The organism is Kitasatospora sp. NPDC001683, from assembly GCF_053596495.1.
This window is the reverse complement of the sequence record NZ_JBSFGK010000012.1, coordinates 36,694-54,620: the sequence shown is the minus strand read 5'-3', so window position 1 is coordinate 54,620 and position 17,927 is coordinate 36,694. Positions and strand designations below refer to the sequence as shown.

The following is a 17,927-nucleotide window of genomic DNA, read 5'->3' as shown; positions in this document are numbered from 1 at the left end:
GGCCGACGGCACACGATCTGCCACCGCACACAGGGCTACGCCCGCCGGAACTGCCCCACCAACGAAGTCAGGCTCGCCGCACCGTTCCCGGCCTCGACGCCGCGCCGGAACGCCTCGGCCAGGACGGCCGGCAGCGCACCGTCCACCCCGGAGGCCTCGGCGGTGTGCCGGACGTGCTCGATGCCGGCCAGCGCCATCGTCAGCCGGTCGACGTCCCCGGCGTGGTTCCCGGCCGCGATCCGGGGTGCGTAGAACGCCTGGAAGCCCGGCAGCGAGGCGGCCGTCGAGCTCAGGTACGGCAGGAACTCCTCGGCCGAGATGCCGTTGGCCTCGGCGATCGCGGTGGCGTGCAGGTAGCCGACCATGGAGGTCCAGAACAGGTCCATCTGGATCTGGTAGTAGAGCTGCGCCAGCCCGGGGTCGTCGCCCCGGTAGTCGGCGCCGGTCAGCACCTCCAGTGCGGCCCGGTGCCGCTGGAACAGCTCGACCGGCCCGCTGTAGAAGGTGGACGACTCCGGGCTGCCGATGCCCGAGGGCGGCACCTGCACCCCGCCCGTGAGGTGCCCCGCGCCGCGCTCGGCGAGCCAGCGCGCCGCCTCCCGGGCCCGCTCGGGGGTGTCCGAGCTGAGGTTGGCGATCACCTTCCCGGCCACCACCCGCTCCACCGACTCCAGCACCGCGAACACCGCGTCGTAGTCGGTGAGGCTGAGCACCACCAGTTCGTTGGCCGCCACCGCCGCCTCCGCACTGGGTGCCAACTGCGCGCCACGGGCGACCAGTTCATCGGCCCGAGCGGCCGTACGGTTCCACACCGTGACGGCGTGACCGGCGTCCAGGAACGCCCGGGCCATGGCCTGCCCCATCGGGCCGAGCCCGATCACCGTCACGGACGCCTTCGAATTCCGCTCAACGGACATGCGACTGCCCCTCCTCTAGAACGAACGCTCTATCCAGTGCCGTCGACGACGCTAGCACAGCACTGGAACGAACGCTCTATTCAGAAGATCGGCTAGGATCGGCCCGTGAAGACCCCCGTGAAGACCCCCGTGAAGACCGCCGAGAAGACCAGCAGCGTCGGCACCCGCGAGCGGATCGTCCGGGCCACCTCCCGGCTGCTGCAGCGCCAGGGCTACGAGGGCACCGGGATCAAGCAGATCTCCCGCGAGGCCGAGGCCACCCTCGGCTCCGTCTACCACTTCTTCCCGGGCGGGAAGCAGGAGTTGGCGGCCGAGGCGATCCGGCACGGCGAGCAGGAGTTCGCCGTCATCCTGCGCGCCGGCCTCGGCTCCTCCACGGACCTCACCGAGGCGGTCACCACCTGCACCACCCTGCTCGCGCGCGAACTGCGCAGCTCCGACTGGCAGGACGGCTGCCCGATCACCACCACCGCCCTGGAGACCGTCGGCCGCGCCCCGGTGATCGAGCAGGCCGTGGCCGAGGCCTTCGCCAACTGGCAGGCCATCGTGGAAGAACGCCTGCGCGCCGCCGGCATCGGCGCCGAAGACGCCCGCGAACTGGCCGGCACCGTCATCAACACCCTGGAGGGCGCCGAGCTCTCCGCCCAGGTCGCCCGCAGCGAGGAACCGCTGCACATCGCCGGCCGCCACCTCGCCCGGCTGCTCGCCACCTACCGCCGGAACGGCTGGAAGCCGTAGCAACGGCCAGAACGCGAAAGGAGCCGGCGCGGCCGAGGGATCCCACCTCACCGCGCCGACTCCGGCTCCACAACTGCACCGCCCCCCCCCGGCAGTCGGCTCGTGCTCTACGGCGACCGACGCCGCCCGGCCCGGTACACCTCCGCCGCCACCGCCAGGTCCTCCCAGGCCATGCCGACGCTCTTGAAGAACCGCGGCCGCCCGTCCGGCACCAGCGCATCGCCGCGCACCAGCTCGGCCAGGTTCCACACCTGCCGCCGCCCGAGCGCGCCCGCCAGCAGCAGGTCCCCCGCCTCGCGCGCCGCGGCGGTCCGCGCCTCGACGTACAGCTCGGCCCGGCCGACCAGCACCTCGTCCACCTCCCGCGCGTCCGGCTCGTGCGAGCCGACCGCCGCGACGGCCGCGTGCGCGGGCACCAGCGCACCGTCGAACAGCGGGGTGCGCGCGGTCGTGCAGCAGACCACCACGTCCGCCCGACCGACCTCCTCCGGCCCGCCGGCCGTGGCCGCCAGCCCGAGCCTCCGCCCATACGCCACCAGCGCGGCAGCCCGTCCGGCGTCGCGCGCCACGACGGTCAGCCGGGTCAGCGGCCGAACGGCGAGCAGCGCGTCGAGGTGCCCGTACGCCTGCGGGCCGGAGCCGAACACCACCAGGTGCTCGGCCTCCGGCACCGCCAGCCGCGCCAGCGCCGCCGCCGTCACGGCGGGCGTGCGCAGGGCCGTGAGGGCCGCGCCGTCCAGCACGGCCAGCGGCCGCAGCGTCGGCCCGTCCAGCAGCAGGTAGCTGCCGGTGATCCGGGGCAGCCCGCGCGCCGGGTTGTCCGGCGCGACCCCGGCAATCTTGACGCCCGCGTACGGCCCGGCGGCGGCCGGCATCAGCAGCAGCTCCCCGGCCGGCACCGGTACGGCCGACCGGGCGGGCGCCGCCTCCGGGTCCAGCCCGTCCAGCAGCACCCGCTCGATCGCCCCCACCGCCCCGGCGGGCCCCAGCCCGCCGGTGCCCGGCACGGTGTACTGGAGCGGCTCAGCCCCCGCACCGGGCAGACCAGCGTCGGACGGCCCAGCACCGGACGGCCCACCGTCGGACGGCCCAGCACCGGACGGCCCACCGTCGGACGGCCCAGCACCGAACAGCCGAGCACCGGGCAGCACAGCGCCACTCACAGCAGGAACCCCGTCCCGAGCGAGTCCCCCGCCTCCAGCACGAACGCGTGCTCCCCGGTGCGGAACGCCACCCCGCCGACCTCGGTGACGATGCCCTCGACCAGCGGGTCGCCTCCGGCGACCGCCCGCCCGCTGAACACCGTGCCGGTGATCGACTCGTGCAGCAGTTCCTCCCCCGGCGCGAGCCTTCCCTCGGCGACCAGCACCGCGAGGCGGGCGGAGGTTCCGGAGCCGCAGGGCGAGCGGTCGATCTGCCCGTCCGCGAAGACGGTGACGTTCCGCTGGATCAACGCGCTGCCCTCCGAAGGCAGTTCGTCGTACAGCACGACACCGTACACGCCCGACAGCCGCGGATCCGTCGGGTGCGAGACCGCCTCGGAGTCGGCCAGCAGTTCCCTGATCTCCCGCCCCACAGCGGTGAGTTCGGGCAGGAACCGCTGCGAGACCTCGAGGCCCAGTGCGGCCGCCGGCACCGAGACGTAGCACGCCCCGGCGTGCGCCACGGCGACCTCCACCGCCCCGCGCGAGGTGGCCAGCGGCAGCTTCAGCGCACCGACCCGGCTCGGCACGTTGCGGAAGGTGACCCCGGTGGTGCGCCCGCCCGCCCGGTGCACCAGGGCGGTGACCCGCCCGGAGGGCACGTCGATCCGCACCCGGGCCACGCCGTCCTCGGGGGCCGGGACCAGGCCGGAGTCGACCGCCCAGGCGCCGAGCGCGATGGTGCCGTGCCCGCAGGCGGTCGAGTAACCGTCCTTGTGCCAGAACAGCACGCCCAGGTGCGCCTCCTCGTCGTCCGGCGGCACCAGGAAGCCGCCGTACATCCCGGCGTGCCCGCGCGGCTCCCGGACGAGCAGCTGCCGGACCTCGTCCAGCGCGCTCGGCCGGGGCGCGGTCGCGCTGCCGCCCGCGCCGAGCGCGATGGCCCGCCGCTCGGCGACGCTGTCACCCGGGATCGGGGGCACCCCGTCCAGCACGATCCGGAACGGCTCTCCGGCCGTGTGGTAGTCGACCGTACGGACCCACATCACAGGCCCCCACCCGGCAGCACGCTGACCGTCCGGCTCACGGTGTAGAACTCCAGTGCCGCCCGGCCCTGTTCGCGCTCGCCGTGGCTCGCGCCCTTGGTCCCGCCGAAGGGCAGGTGGAAGTCGACGCCGCTGGACGGGGCGTTGACCCGGATCATGCCCGCGTCCAGCCGGTCGGCGGCGGCCAGCGCCGCGTCCAGGCTGCGGGTGTGCACCGAGGTGGCGAGGCTGTGCGGGGTGTCGTTGGCGAGCGCGATGGCCTCGTCCAGGTCGGCGGCCGCGTGCAGCACCGCCACCGGCCCGAAGAACTCCTCGCGGGCCAGCGGGTGTTGGGCCGGCACCTCGGCGAGCAGGGTCGGCTCGACGTACCAACCGACCCGCTCGGGCACCCGCCCGCCGACCAGTACGCTCGCCCCGGCCTCGACGGCCGAGGAGACCGCCCCGACCATCCGCTCCCGCGCGACGGCGTTGACCACCGGCCCGCACACCGAATCGTCAACCGCGGCAAGGGCCTTGATCAGCGCCTCCCGCAGCGGCTGATGGGCCGCGCCCACCGCGATCACCCGGCTGGTGGCGGTGCACTTCTGCCCGGCGTACCCGGCGATCGCGGCCGCGATGTGCCCTGCGGCCAGCTCCACGTCCGCGTCCGGCAGCACCAACGCGGCGTTCAGTCCGCCGAGTTCGGCCTGCACCGGCACCCCGCGCCCGGTGGCGGCCCGTACCACGGCGCGGCCGACCCCGGTCGAGCCGGTGAAGGAGACCACGTCCGCCTCGTCGACCAGCGCCGCCCCCTCCTCGGCCCCGCCGGGCACCACCGTGAACACGTCCGCCGGCAATGCGGCCAGCGCGGCCAGCTCGGCCAGCCGCAGCGCACAGGCCGTCGCCTCCGGCGCGGGTTTGAGCACCGCCGTGTTCCCGACCGCCAGCGCCGGCGCGGCCTTCCAACTCGGGATCGCCAGCGGGAAGTTCCACGGCGCGATCAGGCCGGCCACCCCGTACGGGCGGCGCCGGGTGAGCAGCAGCCCCGGACCGGCGGCGGTCTCGTGCACCGCCCCGGACGGCTCGTACGGCGCCTGCGCGTAGTAGCGCCAGATCGCCGCCGTCCGGGCGACCTCCCCCCGCGCCTCGGCCAGCGGCTTGCCGACCTCGCGCACGATCAGCGCGGCCAGTTCCTCCGCGTGCGCCTCGACCGCCTCGGCGATCCGACCGAGCGCCGCCGAGCGGGCGCCCGCCCCGGCCGCGAGCCAGCCACCCTGCGCGGCCCGGGCCCGTCCGACGGCGGCCCGCACGGCCTCGGCGCCGGGCGCCTCGACGGCGACCACGAGATCGGCCGGGTCGGCGGGGTTGTACGAGGTGATGGTCACAACTACCAGCCCTTCAGAGCGAGTTCACAAGCACAGCAGTCAGAGCAGGAAACCCGCCGGGAACGGGTCGTCCGGGTCGAGGAAGTACTGGGCGGTGCCGGTGACCCAGGCCCGCCCGGTGACGGTGGGCACCACGGCGGGGTGTCCGGCGACATCGGTCTCCGCCACCAGCCGCCCGGTGAAGGTCGTCCCGATGAAGGAGTCGTTGCGGAAGTCCCGCCCGAGCGGCAGTTCGCCGCGCGCGTGCAGCTGGGCCATCCGGGCCGAGGTGCCGGTGCCGCAGGGCGAGCGGTCGAACCAGCCGGGGTGGATGGCCATCGCGTGCCGGGAGTGTTCGGCGGTGGAGCCGGGGGCGAGCAGCTGGACGTGGTGGCAGCCGTGGATGGACGGGTCCTCCGGGTGCACCGGCCGGTCGGGGCTCGCGTTGACGGCGGCCATCAGGGCGAGGCCGGCGTCCAGGATGTCCTGCTTGCGCTCGCGTTCGAACGGCAGCCCGAGCTCGGCGAGCGGCAGGATGGCGTAGAAGTTGCCGCCGTACGCGAGGTCGTAGCCGACCGTGCCGTAACCGGGCACCTCGATCTTGCGGTCCAGCGCGACGGCGTAGGACGCCACGTTGCGGATGGTCACCGCCTTGGCGGCGCCGCCCTCGACCCGCACCTCGGCGACGACCAGTCCGGCGGGGGTGTCCAGCCGTACCGTCGTCACTGGTTCGACCACCGGCACCATCCCGGTCTCGACCAGCACGGTGGCGACGCCGATGGTGCCGTGCCCGCACATCGGCAGCAGCCCGGACACCTCGATGTAGAGCACGCCGAAGTCGGCGTCCGGCCGGGTGGGCGGCTGCAGGATGGCGCCGCTCATCGCGGCGTGCCCGCGCGGCTCGTACATCAGCAGGGTGCGGAAGTGGTCCAGGTGCTGCTGGAAGTGCACCCGGCGTTCGGCCATGGTGGCGCCGGGGATGACGCCGAAGCCTCCGGTGATCACCCGGGTCGGCATGCCCTCGGTGTGCGAGTCCACGGCGTAGAACACGTGACGGCTGCGCATTCCTCACAACTCCTCTGTCGAAGTCAAAGTCGAAGCGGTCGGTTGGGGCCGGCTGCCCGCACAGCCGGCCGGACGTCAGGCCCTTGAAGACAGGCCCTGCGGACAGGCCCTACGCGAGCCCCCAAAGGCAGGCTCTACGCGAGGCCCTCGGCCAGCGCCTTCTCGGTGGCCGCGCGCACCGCCGCCTCGATCTCCGGCTCCAGCGGCCGCCGGGGCGCCCGGACCGGCCCGCCGGGGCGCCCGACGATGTCCATGGAGAGCTTGATGGCCTGGACGAACTCGGTCTTGGAGTCCCAACGCAGCAGCGAGTGCAGCGACTTGTACAGCGGCAGCGCGGTGTCCAGGTCCCGCCGGACGGCCGCGTGGTAGAGCGCCGCCGAGGCCTCCGGCAGCGCGTTCGGGTATCCGGCGATCCAGCCCACCGCACCGGCCAGCGCCAGCTCCAGCAGCACGTCGTCGGCACCGATCAGCAGGTCCAGCCCGGGCGCCAGCTCGGCGATCTCGTACGCCCTGCGGACGTCCCCGCTGAACTCCTTGACGGCCACGATCGAGCCCTCGCCGTGCAGTTGGGCGAGCAGCGCGGGCACCAGGTCGACCTTGGTGTCGATCGGGTTGTTGTACGCGACGACCGGCAGGCCCGCCCGGGCGACCTCCGCGTAGTGCGCCCGCACGGAGGCGTGGTCGGCCCGGTAGGCGTTGGGCGGCAGCAGCAGGACGGAGCCCGCTCCGGCCTCGGCGGCCTGCTCGGCCCAGCGGCGGGATTCGGCGCTGCCGTACGCGGCGACGCCGGGCATGACCCGGGAGCCGTCGCCGGCCGCCTCGATCGCCACTTCGACGACCCGGGCGCGCTCCTCGGCGGTGAGCGTCTGGTACTCGCCCAGCGAGCCGTTGGGGACGACGCCGTCGCAGCCGGAGTCGATCAGCCAGCGGACGTGCTCGGCGTAGGCGTCGTAGTCGACGGAGAGGTCCGGGCGCAGCGGGATCGTGGTGGCGACCATGATGCCGCGCCAGGGTCGGGTGGTGTCGTGCGGGGTGATGGACACGTTGAGCTCCTTGGTGAGGTGTGACATTTTATAAACGGGAACAGGCCGGAGACAAGAGTCCCCGCCCCGCGCGTTCCCACGGATCGGAACCGAACCGAACCGAGCTGAACCGAGCTGAACCGAGTCGAACCGGACCGGCTCCGGTCCGGACCGGCCCTACTCCGGCGAAGACGCCTCCGCCGCCAGCTGCGAGAGCGGCACCGGGCAGGCCAGCGGCCGCCGGTCCGGCCCCGCCCCCGTGGCACCGGCCAGACAGGCCACGGCCGGACCGCACATCCGCCCCTGGCACCAGCCCATCCCCGCCCGGGTGAGCAGCTTGACGGTCCGCGGGTCGCCCGCGCCCAGTTCCTCCACCGCCTCGCGGATCCGCGCGACCGGCACCTCCTCGCACCGGCACACGTCGGTGTCCGGCCGCAGCCACCCGGTCCAGCCGGCCCCCGGCCGGTGGGCCGCCGCCATCAGTTCGGCGAAGGCCCGCAACCGCGCCCGGCGGCGCAGCAGCGCGCGCCCCGGCAGCGCCCCGGCGATCGCGTGCGCGGCCAGCTCCCCCTCGGCCAGCGCGAGGTCCGCGCCGCCCACGCCGTTGGTCTCCCCCGCGGACCACAGGCCCGGGACGCTGGTGCGCAGCTGGGCGTCGACCCGCAGCGCGACCGCGCCGTCCGGCCCGGTCCGGGTGTCCGCGCCGAGTTCGGTGGCCAGGTCGATCTGCGGCAGCAGCCCGTGGCCGACGGCGAGCGCGTCGCAGTCGATCCGCCGCTCGGTGCCGGGCAGCGGCCGCCAGTCGGCGTCCAGCCGGGCCACGGTGACCCCGGTGACCCGCTCGTCCCCGTGCACCTCGATGACCGCGCTGCGCGGCCGCAGCCGTACGCCGTGCCTCAGCAGCGCGCCCCCGTGCCCGGCGCCCTCGACCAACTTGGCGGGGACGGCCGCCAGTACGTCGGGGCGCCGGGCGTACCCGAGGTAGCCGCTCGCCTCGACCACGGCCGGGACGTCGGCCCCGGCGCTCACCAGCGAGGAGGCGGCGGCGAGCAGCAGCGGCCCGCTGCCGGCCACCACGATCCGCCGCCCGGGCAGCACCAGCCCGGCCTTGAGCATCGCCTGGGCGCCGCCCGCGGTGACCACCCCGGGCAGGGTCCAGCCGGGGAAGGGCAGCTGCCGCTCGTACGCGCCGGTGGCGAGCAGCACCGTCCGGGCCCGGACGGTGGCCCGGTCGGCGGCCTCCGGCCCCAGCGTGACGTGCACCGCGAAGCCGTCCTCGGTCCGTTCCAGCGCCCACACCTGGTGGCCGCCGCGGAACTCGGCTCGTCCGGAAACGCCCAGCCGCTCGGCGAGCGCCGTGTACGCCGACCAGCCGTGGTGCAGCCGGTCCGGACGGGCCGCGCCGAGCCCGGGCGCGGGGTGCCGGTAGTACTGCCCGCCGATCCGGTCCGCGCCGTCCAGCAGCACGCAGCGCAGCCCGAGGTCGGCGGCGGTGACGGCGGCGGCCAGCCCGGCCGGCCCGGCGCCCACCACCGCGAGGTCGAAGTGCTCAGACGGCGAGGTCGGCACGGCCGTGTCCCTCCTGGGTGGTGACGACGGTGTCCGGCTCGGCGGGCAGCAGGCACAGGCGCTGGTTGGCCCGGCCGTTCACGGTGGCGAGGCAGTCGAAGCAGGCACCGATCCCGCAGAACGCCCCGCGCGGCCGCCCGCCGATTCGGGTGGTGCGCCAGGCGAGCACGCCGTCGGCCCAGAGCGCGGCGGCGATCGACTGCCCGGGCAGGGCGCGGACGGGCCGCCCGTCGAACTCGATGTGGTGGCCGGGCCCGGGTTCGGCCTCGACCAGGGCGGCAGGGGTGCGGCGACGCGTCACCGGCTTCTCCAATCCATCACCGGCTTCTCCAATCCGGAAGCGAATCCCAGGAACGAAGCGAATCCCAGGAACACGGTCAGCCGTCCGGGAACCGGTCGGCCCGGAACGGCGCGAGGTCCAGCTCCGGCCGCTTTCCGGTCAGCTGCTCGCTGATCAGCAGCCCGGTGGCGGGCGCCAGCCCGATTCCGGCGCCCTCGTGTCCGCAGGCGTGGTACAGCCCCGGCACCCGGGGGTCCTCCCCGATGGCGGGCAGGTGGTCCGGCAGGTACGGGCGGAAGCCCCGGTAGGTGCGCATCACGGCTACCTCGGCGAGCACCGGGAACAGCGCCGCCGCTTCGGCGGCCAGCCGGCCGATCGCCTCGTGGGACATGGTCCGGTCGAAGCCGACCCGCTCCCGGCTGGCGCCGATCAGCACCGGCCCGCCCGGGGTGCCCTCGATCACGGAGGAGGTCTGCAGCCCGGCCGAGCCGCTGGCCACGTCGGCCACGTAGTCGGCGGAGTACACCTTGTGCCGGACGACCCTGGGCAGCGGCTCGGTGACCAGCACGAAGCCGCGCCGGGGCAGCACCGGCAGGTGCACCCCGGCCAGCGCGGCCAGTTCGGCCCCCCAGGCACCGGTGGCGTTCACCACGGCGGGCGCGGCCAGGCGGCGCCGGTCGGTGCGGACGCCGCGCACCGCGCCGTCCGGCCCCCGCTCGACGGCCGTCACGCTCTCCCCGGTGCTCAGCTCGGCGCCCATCCGGCGAGCCTCGCGCAGCAGGTGGGCGGCGGCGAGCGCGGGCTGCACCTGGGCGTCCTGCGGGTAGTGGTAGCCGCCCGCCAGTCCGGGGGCGAGGTGGGGTTCCAGCTCGTGCAGCCGCTCGGCCGGGACCTCTTCGGCGGTCACCCCGGCCGCGGTCTGCCCGGCGGCGAAGGCCCGCAGCGCCTGCTGCCCGGCGGCCGTCGAGGCGACCACCACGCCGCCCTTGGGCTCGTACTCCACGGCCGGGCCGAGCTGTTCGGCGAGTTCGCGCCAGAGCCGGATGCTGAGCAGGGCGAGGTCGAGCTCGGGTCCGGGCTCCTTGTCGGAGACCAGCAGGTTGCCCTCACCCGCCCCGGTGGTGCCCCCGGCGACCGGCCCGCGGTCGACGACGGCGACGGCGAGCCCGGCGCGGGCGGCGTAGTAGGCACAGGCGGCGCCGACGACTCCGGCGCCGACCACGACGACGTCCAGGGGAGGTGTCCAGGTCTTCAGCACGCGCAGTAATATGTCACATGCCATCGAGCCTGCCAAGGGCGCACCGGGAGCAACCGCAGAAAGGCCACCGAACCGGCACCGGACAGCCGAAGGCCCCGGCCCGCCGCCCGAGGCGAGGACCGGGGCCAACCGGCTCGAGAACCGCTACCGGCTCAGGTGATGTCGTCCATCTGCTCCTGGCGCGCGGTCGGCACCGGCGCGCTCGCCGCCGGAGCCGACGAGGCCTGGACCGTCTCCGCACCCTCGACCGGCTGCACCGAGAGGTCCAGGTGCGAGGCCTCCTCGTCGTCCAGGTCGGCGTCCGGGTTGTTCCGGCGCTTGCGCCGGTCGTTCAGCAGCGCGATGGACACCGCGAGGAAGTACAGCGCCCAGATCGGCGCGGCCAGCGCCAGCATGGTCAGCGGGTCGGCACTCGGCGTGGCGAAGGCCGCGAACACCGTGATGCCCATGACCATGCCGCGCCACCAGCCGAGCAGCCGCTTGCCGGTGATGATCCCGACCTGGTTCAGCATCACCAGCAGCAGCGGGAACTCGAAGGCCAGGCCGAAGACCAACACCATCCGGGTCGCGATGTCGAAGTAGTCCTCGGGCGGCAGGATCGGCGTGGTCGTATCCGGCGTGAACGAGATCAGCACCTGGACCGTGGTCGGCAGCGTCAGGATCGCCACGGCCACACCGGCCAGGAACAGCGGCGCCCCGCACAGCATGAAGACGACCGCGTACTTCTTCTCGTGCCTGTGCAGACCGGGCGCCACGAAGGCCCACACCTGGTAGAGCCAGATCGGCACGGTGCCGACCACGCCGGCCGTCAGCGAGACTTTGAGCATCCAGGTGAAACCGGCGGTCAGGCCGATGTTGGAGACCTGGGCGCACCTGCCGTGGAACTGCCCGGAGGTCTCCTTGGTGCACTGCGGCAGCGGCTGCAGCAGGAAGTTCTCGATCTGCTTGTGGTAGATCGCCGCGATGACGGTGATCACCACGATCGCCAGGACCGACTTGACCACGCGGTTGCGCAGTTCCCGCAGGTGATCGGCGAGGGCCATCCGCCCCTCAGGATCCTTGGGCGCCTTCGGCGACGCCTTGGAGAGCTTGCTCAACCCCGGTCCTCAACTCGTGCGTCGAGGCCCGCCGGTCGACGGGCCTCCGTGGTCGCGTACGTCGCGTACGTCGCGCGCGCCGCGTACGTCGGGTACGTCACGTGCGCCGCGCTCAGTGCGGTCGGTCGCCGTCGGGCTCCCCCTGCCCGGCGCCGGGCTCGGCGACCGGACGGGCGGTGGCCGAGGCCCCCGGAGCGGTCTGGATGGTCCTGGCCGCCGACTGCGGCGCGACCTGCGGCCGGGCGGACGGCGCGCCGGCGTCCGGCTCGTCCTCCGAGCGCATCGCCTTGGCCTCGCTCTTCAGGATCCGCATCGACTGCCCCAGCGAGCGCGCCAGTTCGGGCAACCGCTTGGCCCCGAACAGCACGATGGCAACCACCACGACCACCACGATCGCGGTCATCGAGAAGCGCATGCGTCGACCACCTTCAGCATCCACGACCCGCCAGGCCGCCCGCCGCGGATGGTAACCGCTGCGGATGACGCCCCGACGTCGGCCGCCCGAACAGGACAGCGGCCCCGGTTCGCAGTTCAGGAGCCACCTGAGAGCGTAACCCGCCCCTGCCTCCCGCACAGCAGCCCCCGTACCGCCGGCGCCCCGGGTGGGCCAGCCGAATTCCACCCAGGGCGGGGCGAAGGCCGTCGCAGGGCCTAGCGAAATCCGCCGGACGGCCCTAACGGTTCGGGACCGCCGCGGCCAGCTCCCCCGCCGCCTCGGTCAGCGCCCGCGAGGCCGCGTCCACGCCCTTGGCGAGCGCCCGCACGTCCAGCCAGAGCCGGATCGCGAGGACCCCGAGGACCAGCAGGCCCGCGGTGGCGAGCAGGACGACGGCGACGAGCATCCAGGACATGCGCCCACCCTATACGGGCCGCAACGGCGCTATCCCTCCGCCGGGACGAGCCGCATGGTGCGCACCCCCGCCGCGGTGAGCGCCTCGACGATCTTCTCCCCGGCCGGCTTGCGCACCGCCGCCCCGCAGAGCGGACAGCCGAAGCTGTAGTGCGCCTGCGCCGGAGTCCGGCCGAGGGTCAGCCGGAACTCCTCGGCCGGGAGCTCGACCTTCTCCCGGCACTGCGAGCAGTACACCTTGAATCTCGTCCCGGGCTCCACCGCTCAGACCCGCCCCTCCCCGTAGGCGGCCAGCGCCTCCCGTGCGGCCGAGCGCGCCTGCTCGGCCAGCTCGGGCGGCGAGACGATCCGGCCGTCCCGGCCCAGCCGCAGCGCCAGCGGGCGCAGCTGGGAGGGGTCGGCGCTGCGCAGGGTGATCCGCAGCCCGCCGTCGGGCAGTTCCTCGGCCCGGTCGTGGGTGTAGTACTCGGCGACCCAGCGGCCGCCGGAGGAGACCTCCACCACCACCTCCGGGTCGTCCGCGGCCGGGTTGACCAGCCCGCCGCTGAGGTCGCGCGGCTCGCGCCGGGGCGGGTCGGCCGGGACGTCCAGGACGCGGATCTCGGCGACCCGGTCCAGCCGGAACATCCGGTGGTCCTCCGAGGTGCGGCACCAGGCCTCGAGGTAGGTGTGGCCCTCGGTGAGCAGCCGGATCGGGTCGACCTCGCGCTCGGTCATCCCGCCGCGCCCGTGCGAGTAGTAGCGCAGCCAGAGCCGGCGGCCCTCGCTGAGCGCGCGGTCGATGTCGGCGAAGACGTGGCTCTCCGCCTCGAAGGTCACGCCGACCCGGGCGCTGCCCTCGGCGCTCTCCCCGGCCGCGTTCTCGATCTTGGCGACGGCCCGGGTGAGCGCCTCCCGGTCACCGGCGCGCAGGCCCGGCAGCCCGGCCACCGCGCGGGCGGCCACCAGCAGCGCGGTGGCCTCGTCGGCGGCCAGCCGCAGCGGCTGGGCCACGTCGTCCACGTTGTGCCACCAGATCCGCTCGCCGTCGGTGTCGATGTCGAGCAGGTCGCCGCCGCGGAAGCTGGTGCCGCACATCGGCAGCACGTTGAGGTCCCCGATCAGCTCCCGCTCACTGATCCCGAACGCCCGGGCCACCTCGGCGACCTCGGCCCCGGGCCGCTCGCGCAGGTAGGTGACCAGCGACAGCATCCGCCTGGTCTGGTCGATGGCGTTGCTCATGCGTCCACCTCGCTGCGCTCGGCGGGCGCTTCGCACAATGCGCACCCTCCGATGATTCGCTCGCTGCACTCGCTCACGCGTGCCCTCCCTCGATACCCGCGACCGCCCGCAGCCGGTCGACCACATCCGCCCGCAGCTCCTCCGGCCCGAGCACCAGCACGTCCGGTCCGAACTCCGCGAGGTCGGCGCCCAGCCCGTTGCCGTACGGGATCTCCAGCTCGTCCCAGCCCTCGTCCACCCGGGTGCTGTTCAGCGCCTTGGTGCGCAGCGGGAAGCCCGCGCCCCGGCGGACCCGGACGGTCGCGGTGGCGGTGGCCCCCTCGCCCGCGAACTTGGCCACGGTGGCCCGGACGTCCACGTGCTCGGGCACGGTGCCGAGGAAGGCCCCGCCCTTGGCCTTCACTTTGCCGGTGATCCGGCTGAGCCGGAACACCCGGGCGTCACCGCGGTCCCGGTCGTACCCGGCCAGGTACCAGTGCCCGCGCCAGCACTCCAGCGCCCACGGCTCGACGCTGCGCTGCTCGACGGCGGCGGCGCCGGCCTTGCGGTACTCGAAGGTGACCGGACGGCGGTCCCGGGCGGCGGTGAGCAGCGGCTCGAACGCGGCCTCCCGGGCGGGGATGCGCGGCTCCAGGGCGGTCCGGCCCTCGGCCTCGCCGAACGGCACCCCGGCCGCGCGCAGCTTCTGCAGCGCGCCACTGGCCGCGCCGGACATCTTGGCCTGCTGCCAGACCCGGGCGGCCAGGGTGAGCGCGGCCGCCTCCTCGGCGTCCAGCGCGATCTCCGGCAGCCGGTTGCGGTCGGGGCGGGCGAGGTAGCCGAGCTCGCCGTCCAGCGCGTTCTCGTCGACGTCGATCACCAGGCCGAGCTCGCGCAGGTCGTCCTTGTCCCGCTCGAACATCCGGTTGAAGGCGTCCTCGCTGCTGTTCTGCCAGGCCTCGCGGTACGCCTCGATGGATTCCCGCAGCTCCTTCTTGGAGAGCGGACGTCTGGTGTTCATCAGGCACAGGGCGAGATTCATCAGCCGCTCTGCCTTGGCGATCGCCATCGCTGACCCTTCCGGTGTGCCCCGCCGCGCGCGGGGTGCGCCAACCGGGCGATCCTCACCCGGCGGGACCGACCGTACCGGTAGCGGTACGCACTGCAAAAGCCGCGTTCGACGCCCGATCGCCCCGGCGTGCCGTTCGGGTCCGAACACGGCCTCGGGCCGGGCCCCCGGCAGGGGTCCGGCCCGAGGTCAGCGCGGGCTCAGACCGCCAGCAGGTCGACCACGAAGATCAGGGTCGAGTGCGCCGGGATGAGCGGCGACGGCGACTGGGCGCCGTACGCCAGGTGCGACGGGATGGTCAGCTCGCGACGGCCGCCGACCTTCATGCCGGCGACGCCCTGGTCCCAGCCCTTGATGACCCGGCCGGCGCCCAGCGGGAACACGAACTCGTTGGGCGTCCGGTTCCAGCTCGCGTCGAACTCCTCGCCGGTCTCGAAGGTCACGCCGACGTAGCGCACCTTGACGGTGCTGCCCGGCTTGGCCTCCTCGCCGTCGCCGACGACGATGTCGCGGATCTGCAGCTCGGTCGGAGCATCCCCGATCGGGAAGTCGATCTCGGGCTTCTCGTTCAGGTTCACAGCCATGGTCCCTCTTCTCACGTTCGCAATTCCCTGCTCGACCAAGCGGCGGGCGCCCGCACCACGGTCCGTTCCTGGACCACGGTACGGGCGCCCGCCGCCCGTCGGGGTGCGGCCACGCGGCCGACCCCGAAGGTCACACGCCCACCATTGTCACCCGAAAAGTGGATCAGCCCTGACCGGCGTCCAGGATGTCCACCACGAAGACCAGGGTCGCACCGGGCGGGATGTCGCCCTGGCCCTTGTCCCCGTAGCCCATCGCGGCCGGGATCACCAGCTCGACCCGGCTGCCGACGGTCTGGCCCGCCAGCCCCTGGTCCCAGCCCTGGATGACCTGGCCGCCGCCGACCGCGAAGGAGAACGCCTGGCCCTTGCTGAGCGAGGAGTCGAAGACCTTGCCGTCCTTGGCCAGCGCGCCGGTGTACTGGACGACGACCTTCTCGCCCTTCTCCACCGCCGGACCGGTGCCCTTGATCAGGACGTGGGTCTTCAGCTCGGTCGGGTCCTTGGCGCCGGCCACCGGGGTGATCTCGGCCGGCTTCTTGCCGTTGTCCTTGACCTGCGGGAAGTCCGCCGGCGGCGGGGTGACGGTACCGCTCACCACGGCGTCGGGCGCGTTGGTGTTGCGGATGTCGATCACGAAGATCAGGTCGTCCTTGGCGCCGATCGACATGTCGGGCTTGCCCTGGGAGCCGAAGCCCGCGGCCGGCGGGGCCACCACCAGCAGCCGGCTGCCGGCCTTCTTCCCGATCACGGCCTGGTCCAGCGCCGGGATCAGCGCGTCGGTGCCGGCCTGGAAGATCTGCGGCTTGCCCTTGTCGTCGTACGAGCTCGGGATGTCCTTGCCGGTGTTCCAGTCCTTGCCGGTGTAGTCCACCGAGGTCCAGTTGTTCTTCTCCACCTTGGGGCCGCTGCCCTCGGACAGCACCTTCACCACGAAGGAGCCGTCGGAGGCCTCGCCCGGCACCTGGATGTCGGCCTTCTTGCCGAAGTCACCGGTGACGGTCGGCAGCACCTTGGCGCTGTCCTTGATCGGCGGCACCGGCTCGGCGCTCGGCGTCGGCGGCGCGGTCTGGGCCGCGTCCGGCTTGGCGGCCGAGGCGCTGTCCTTGGAGTCGTCCTTGTTCACCATGTACAGCGTGATGCCGCTGCCGACCAGCAACACGGCCAGCACCGTGCCGAGGATCACGCCCAGCTTTCCCACACCGGGCGGGTTCTCGTCGTACCCGGCCTCCGAGGTGTCGGACTTGCGCACGTTGCTGGCGAAGATCTGCGGGGCCTCGTCGTCCGTCTTGGTCCCGCCCGCCGTCCGCGGCCGGTCACCGGGCTGCGCCCAGCCGGCCTGCTGCGCGAGGATCGCCGGGGGGACGACGATCGACTCGCGGTCCGCCGCGATCGGGCCGCCGGGACGAGAGGCGGCCTGGTCACCCACAGAGCCGTCGTTCGCCGCGGTGCCGGCCCCGCCCGGGCTCGGCGTCTTCTCAGTCATGACTCCCCATCCATCTCGCCACAGGTCTTCCAGGTCTGCGCCCGGCGTGGTGAGCGCCGGCCTGCCGCCGCACCGCCCGCCCGGACCTCGGCGCCGGGCGGCGCCTGCCACAGTGCGAGGGCAGTATGACAGCTCAGGATGAGGGCGGACGCTTCGTTGTACGAGCGTCCGCCCAAGCGTACGGAATCCCCCCGGCGACTTCCTAGACCGCTTCCAGAATGTCGATCACGAAGACCAGCGTGGAATTCGGCGGCACCGAGCCCTGCGCCTGGTCCTTGTACCCGAGCGCCGGCGGCACCACCAGCAGCACCCGGCTACCCACGTTCTGCCCGACCAGCCCCTTGTCCCAGCCCTCGATCACGCTGCCGGTGCCGATCTGCACCGCCTGCGCGCCGCCGTGCGTCCAGGAGGCGTCGAACTGCTGGCCGTTGCTCCACAGCACCCCCGTGTACTGCACGATCAGGGTCTGTCCGCCCTTGACCGGCTTGCCCTCGCCCTTGATCAGCACCGCCTGCTGGAGGTCGGTGGGCGCGGCCTGCCCGGCCGGGATCGTGATCCCCATCGGCGCCTTGCCGTTGTCCTTGACCTGGGGCAGCGTCGCGGCCGCCTGGGTCATGTTCCCGGTCAGCGTGGAGTCCGGCGGCAGGCTCTCGATGATGTCCAGCACGAACACCACGGTGTCGCCCTTGTTGACGCCCAACTGGGTGGAGCCCTGCGCCCCGAAGGCCGCCGCCGGCGGGGCCACCACCAGCAACCGGCTGCCGACCTTCTTGTCGATCACGCTCTGGTCCAGCGCCGGCACCAGCTGCCCGCTGCCCGCCTGGTAGAGCTGCGGCTTGCCGTTGTCGTCGTACGAGCTGGGCAGGTCCTTGCCGGTGGTCCAGTCCTTCGCCGTGTAATTGACGGTCACCCAGTCGCCCTTGTTGACCGTCGACCGCTCCCCGGCGGTCACCGTGTTCACCACGAACTGGCCGCTGGGCTGGCCCTCGGGAAGGGTGATGGTGGCCTTGCTGCCGAAACCGCCACCCGAAAGAGTGGGCATCGGGGACGCCTCGCTCACCGGCGGGGGCACCGTCGGGGCGGCGCTCGCCGTGGACGGCGCCGCCGGGCCGGCCGCCTTGGGCGAGCTGCTGCAGGCCACCGCGAGCAGCAGCGGCAGGGTGAGAAGCAAACCGGCGGTGCGGCGCACGGTGGTCCTAACTGTCGGTCGAAGTCGGCTCTCCGGACTCGACGGACAGCGTATGCCCGGCACGCGTCCGGCCCC

The 17,927-nt window shown here is 73.7% G+C and carries 19 protein-coding genes; 1 reads left to right on the top strand and 18 read right to left on the bottom strand.

Annotated elements, in window-relative coordinates; genetic code table 11:
* Positions 1–35 precede the first annotated feature (35 nt).
* Positions 36–917 (bottom strand): NAD(P)-dependent oxidoreductase, encoded by an 882-nt coding sequence (locus ACWCYO_RS09290; protein WP_270148221.1) that lies wholly within the window; start codon positions 915–917, stop codon positions 36–38.
* A gap of 105 nt (positions 918–1,022) precedes the next feature.
* Between ACWCYO_RS09290 and ACWCYO_RS09285 the strand changes: the two genes are divergently transcribed.
* Positions 1,023–1,655 carry a TetR/AcrR family transcriptional regulator gene (locus ACWCYO_RS09285; RefSeq protein ID WP_449783854.1) on the top strand — a complete coding sequence of 211 codons (633 nt, stop codon included), beginning with the start codon at positions 1,023–1,025 and terminating at the stop codon, positions 1,653–1,655.
* A 107-nt stretch (positions 1,656–1,762) separates the two neighbouring features.
* Here the strand turns inward: ACWCYO_RS09285 and ACWCYO_RS09280 are convergent, their stop codons facing one another.
* The 17 genes from ACWCYO_RS09280 to ACWCYO_RS09200 form a co-directional block, all read right to left on the bottom strand.
* The gene (locus ACWCYO_RS09280; protein ID WP_449783853.1) at positions 1,763–2,662 is read right to left on the bottom strand and encodes an ornithine cyclodeaminase family protein; all 900 of its coding nucleotides are present in this window, start codon (positions 2,660–2,662) and stop codon (positions 1,763–1,765) included.
* A gap of 152 nt (positions 2,663–2,814) precedes the next feature.
* Positions 2,815–3,843, bottom strand: coding sequence for a proline racemase family protein (locus tag ACWCYO_RS09275; protein WP_270148219.1), 1,029 nt, complete (start codon positions 3,841–3,843; stop codon positions 2,815–2,817).
* Positions 3,843–5,207 carry an aldehyde dehydrogenase family protein gene (locus ACWCYO_RS09270; RefSeq protein WP_449783852.1) on the bottom strand — a complete coding sequence of 455 codons (1,365 nt, stop codon included), beginning with the start codon at positions 5,205–5,207 and terminating at the stop codon, positions 3,843–3,845. The genes ACWCYO_RS09275 and ACWCYO_RS09270 overlap by 1 nt, the downstream gene beginning before the upstream one ends.
* A 39-nt stretch (positions 5,208–5,246) precedes the next feature.
* On the bottom strand, positions 5,247–6,251 hold the full coding sequence (locus ACWCYO_RS09265; RefSeq protein ID WP_449783851.1) for a proline racemase family protein: 1,005 nt from the start codon (positions 6,249–6,251) through the stop codon (positions 5,247–5,249).
* A gap of 134 nt (positions 6,252–6,385) precedes the next feature.
* Entirely contained in the window at positions 6,386–7,249 is an 864-nt protein-coding gene (locus tag ACWCYO_RS09260) for a dihydrodipicolinate synthase family protein (protein WP_405000838.1), read from the bottom strand.
* A 201-nt stretch (positions 7,250–7,450) separates the two neighbouring features.
* Positions 7,451–8,842: an FAD/NAD(P)-dependent oxidoreductase gene (locus tag ACWCYO_RS09255; RefSeq protein WP_449783850.1), complete on the bottom strand. Its 1,392-nt coding sequence runs from the start codon at positions 8,840–8,842 to the stop codon at positions 7,451–7,453.
* The gene (locus ACWCYO_RS09250; RefSeq protein WP_270148213.1) at positions 8,823–9,143 is read right to left on the bottom strand and encodes a (2Fe-2S)-binding protein; all 321 of its coding nucleotides are present in this window, start codon (positions 9,141–9,143) and stop codon (positions 8,823–8,825) included. Before ACWCYO_RS09250 ends, ACWCYO_RS09255 begins: the two co-directional genes overlap by 20 nt.
* Before the next feature lie 76 nt (positions 9,144–9,219).
* Positions 9,220–10,380, bottom strand: coding sequence for an NAD(P)/FAD-dependent oxidoreductase (locus ACWCYO_RS09245; protein WP_449783849.1), 1,161 nt, complete (start codon positions 10,378–10,380; stop codon positions 9,220–9,222).
* 152 nt (positions 10,381–10,532) lie between these two features.
* Positions 10,533–11,423, bottom strand: a complete 891-nt coding sequence (gene tatC / locus ACWCYO_RS09240; RefSeq protein WP_270151340.1) for a twin-arginine translocase subunit TatC — start codon at positions 11,421–11,423, stop codon at positions 10,533–10,535.
* A gap of 166 nt (positions 11,424–11,589) precedes the next feature.
* Positions 11,590–11,892 carry a Sec-independent protein translocase subunit TatA gene (gene tatA, locus ACWCYO_RS09235; RefSeq protein WP_270148211.1) on the bottom strand — a complete coding sequence of 101 codons (303 nt, stop codon included), beginning with the start codon at positions 11,890–11,892 and terminating at the stop codon, positions 11,590–11,592.
* A 259-nt stretch (positions 11,893–12,151) separates the two neighbouring features.
* Positions 12,152–12,328 carry a hypothetical protein gene (locus tag ACWCYO_RS09230; RefSeq protein ID WP_270148210.1) on the bottom strand — a complete coding sequence of 59 codons (177 nt, stop codon included), beginning with the start codon at positions 12,326–12,328 and terminating at the stop codon, positions 12,152–12,154.
* Between the two features lie 29 nt (positions 12,329–12,357).
* A complete protein-coding gene (locus tag ACWCYO_RS09225) occupies positions 12,358–12,564 on the bottom strand; it encodes a hypothetical protein (protein ID WP_333493513.1) in 207 nt (68 codons plus the stop codon).
* 27 nt (positions 12,565–12,591) lie between these two features.
* Complete coding sequence (locus tag ACWCYO_RS09220) at positions 12,592–13,548, bottom strand: helix-turn-helix transcriptional regulator (protein ID WP_270148208.1); 957 nt, start codon at positions 13,546–13,548, stop codon at positions 12,592–12,594.
* A 73-nt stretch (positions 13,549–13,621) separates the two neighbouring features.
* A complete protein-coding gene (locus tag ACWCYO_RS09215; RefSeq protein WP_270148206.1) occupies positions 13,622–14,596 on the bottom strand; it encodes a helix-turn-helix transcriptional regulator in 975 nt (324 codons plus the stop codon).
* A gap of 200 nt (positions 14,597–14,796) precedes the next feature.
* Positions 14,797–15,180: an FKBP-type peptidyl-prolyl cis-trans isomerase gene (locus ACWCYO_RS09210; protein ID WP_270148205.1), complete on the bottom strand. Its 384-nt coding sequence runs from the start codon at positions 15,178–15,180 to the stop codon at positions 14,797–14,799.
* Positions 15,181–15,343: 163 nt separating this feature from the next.
* Positions 15,344–16,663 (bottom strand): FKBP-type peptidyl-prolyl cis-trans isomerase, encoded by a 1,320-nt coding sequence (locus tag ACWCYO_RS09205; RefSeq protein WP_270148203.1) that lies wholly within the window; start codon positions 16,661–16,663, stop codon positions 15,344–15,346.
* A gap of 202 nt (positions 16,664–16,865) precedes the next feature.
* Entirely contained in the window at positions 16,866–17,852 is a 987-nt protein-coding gene (locus ACWCYO_RS09200; protein WP_449783848.1) for an FKBP-type peptidyl-prolyl cis-trans isomerase, read from the bottom strand.
* Positions 17,853–17,927: the final 75 nt, after the last annotated feature.

Bases quoted from the DNA above. Each gene is read 5' to 3' on its own strand.
- ACWCYO_RS09290 (WP_270148221.1), bottom strand. From the start codon at position 917: ATGTCCGTTGAGCGGAATTCGAAGGCGTCCGTGACGGTGATCGGGCTC.
- ACWCYO_RS09275 (WP_270148219.1), bottom strand. From the start codon at position 3,843: ATGTGGGTCCGTACGGTCGACTACCACACGGCCGGAGAGCCGTTCCGG.
- ACWCYO_RS09265 (WP_449783851.1), bottom strand. From the start codon at position 6,251: ATGCGCAGCCGTCACGTGTTCTACGCCGTGGACTCGCACACCGAGGGC.
- ACWCYO_RS09260 (WP_405000838.1), bottom strand. From the start codon at position 7,249: ATGGTCGCCACCACGATCCCGCTGCGCCCGGACCTCTCCGTCGACTAC.
- tatC (WP_270151340.1), bottom strand. From the start codon at position 11,423: ATGGCCCTCGCCGATCACCTGCGGGAACTGCGCAACCGCGTGGTCAAG.
- tatA (WP_270148211.1), bottom strand. From the start codon at position 11,892: ATGCGCTTCTCGATGACCGCGATCGTGGTGGTCGTGGTGGTTGCCATC.
- ACWCYO_RS09230 (WP_270148210.1), bottom strand. From the start codon at position 12,328: ATGTCCTGGATGCTCGTCGCCGTCGTCCTGCTCGCCACCGCGGGCCTG.
- ACWCYO_RS09220 (WP_270148208.1), bottom strand. From the start codon at position 13,548: ATGAGCAACGCCATCGACCAGACCAGGCGGATGCTGTCGCTGGTCACC.
- ACWCYO_RS09215 (WP_270148206.1), bottom strand. From the start codon at position 14,596: ATGGCGATCGCCAAGGCAGAGCGGCTGATGAATCTCGCCCTGTGCCTG.
- ACWCYO_RS09210 (WP_270148205.1), bottom strand. From the start codon at position 15,180: ATGGCTGTGAACCTGAACGAGAAGCCCGAGATCGACTTCCCGATCGGG.
- ACWCYO_RS09205 (WP_270148203.1), bottom strand. From the start codon at position 16,663: ATGACTGAGAAGACGCCGAGCCCGGGCGGGGCCGGCACCGCGGCGAAC.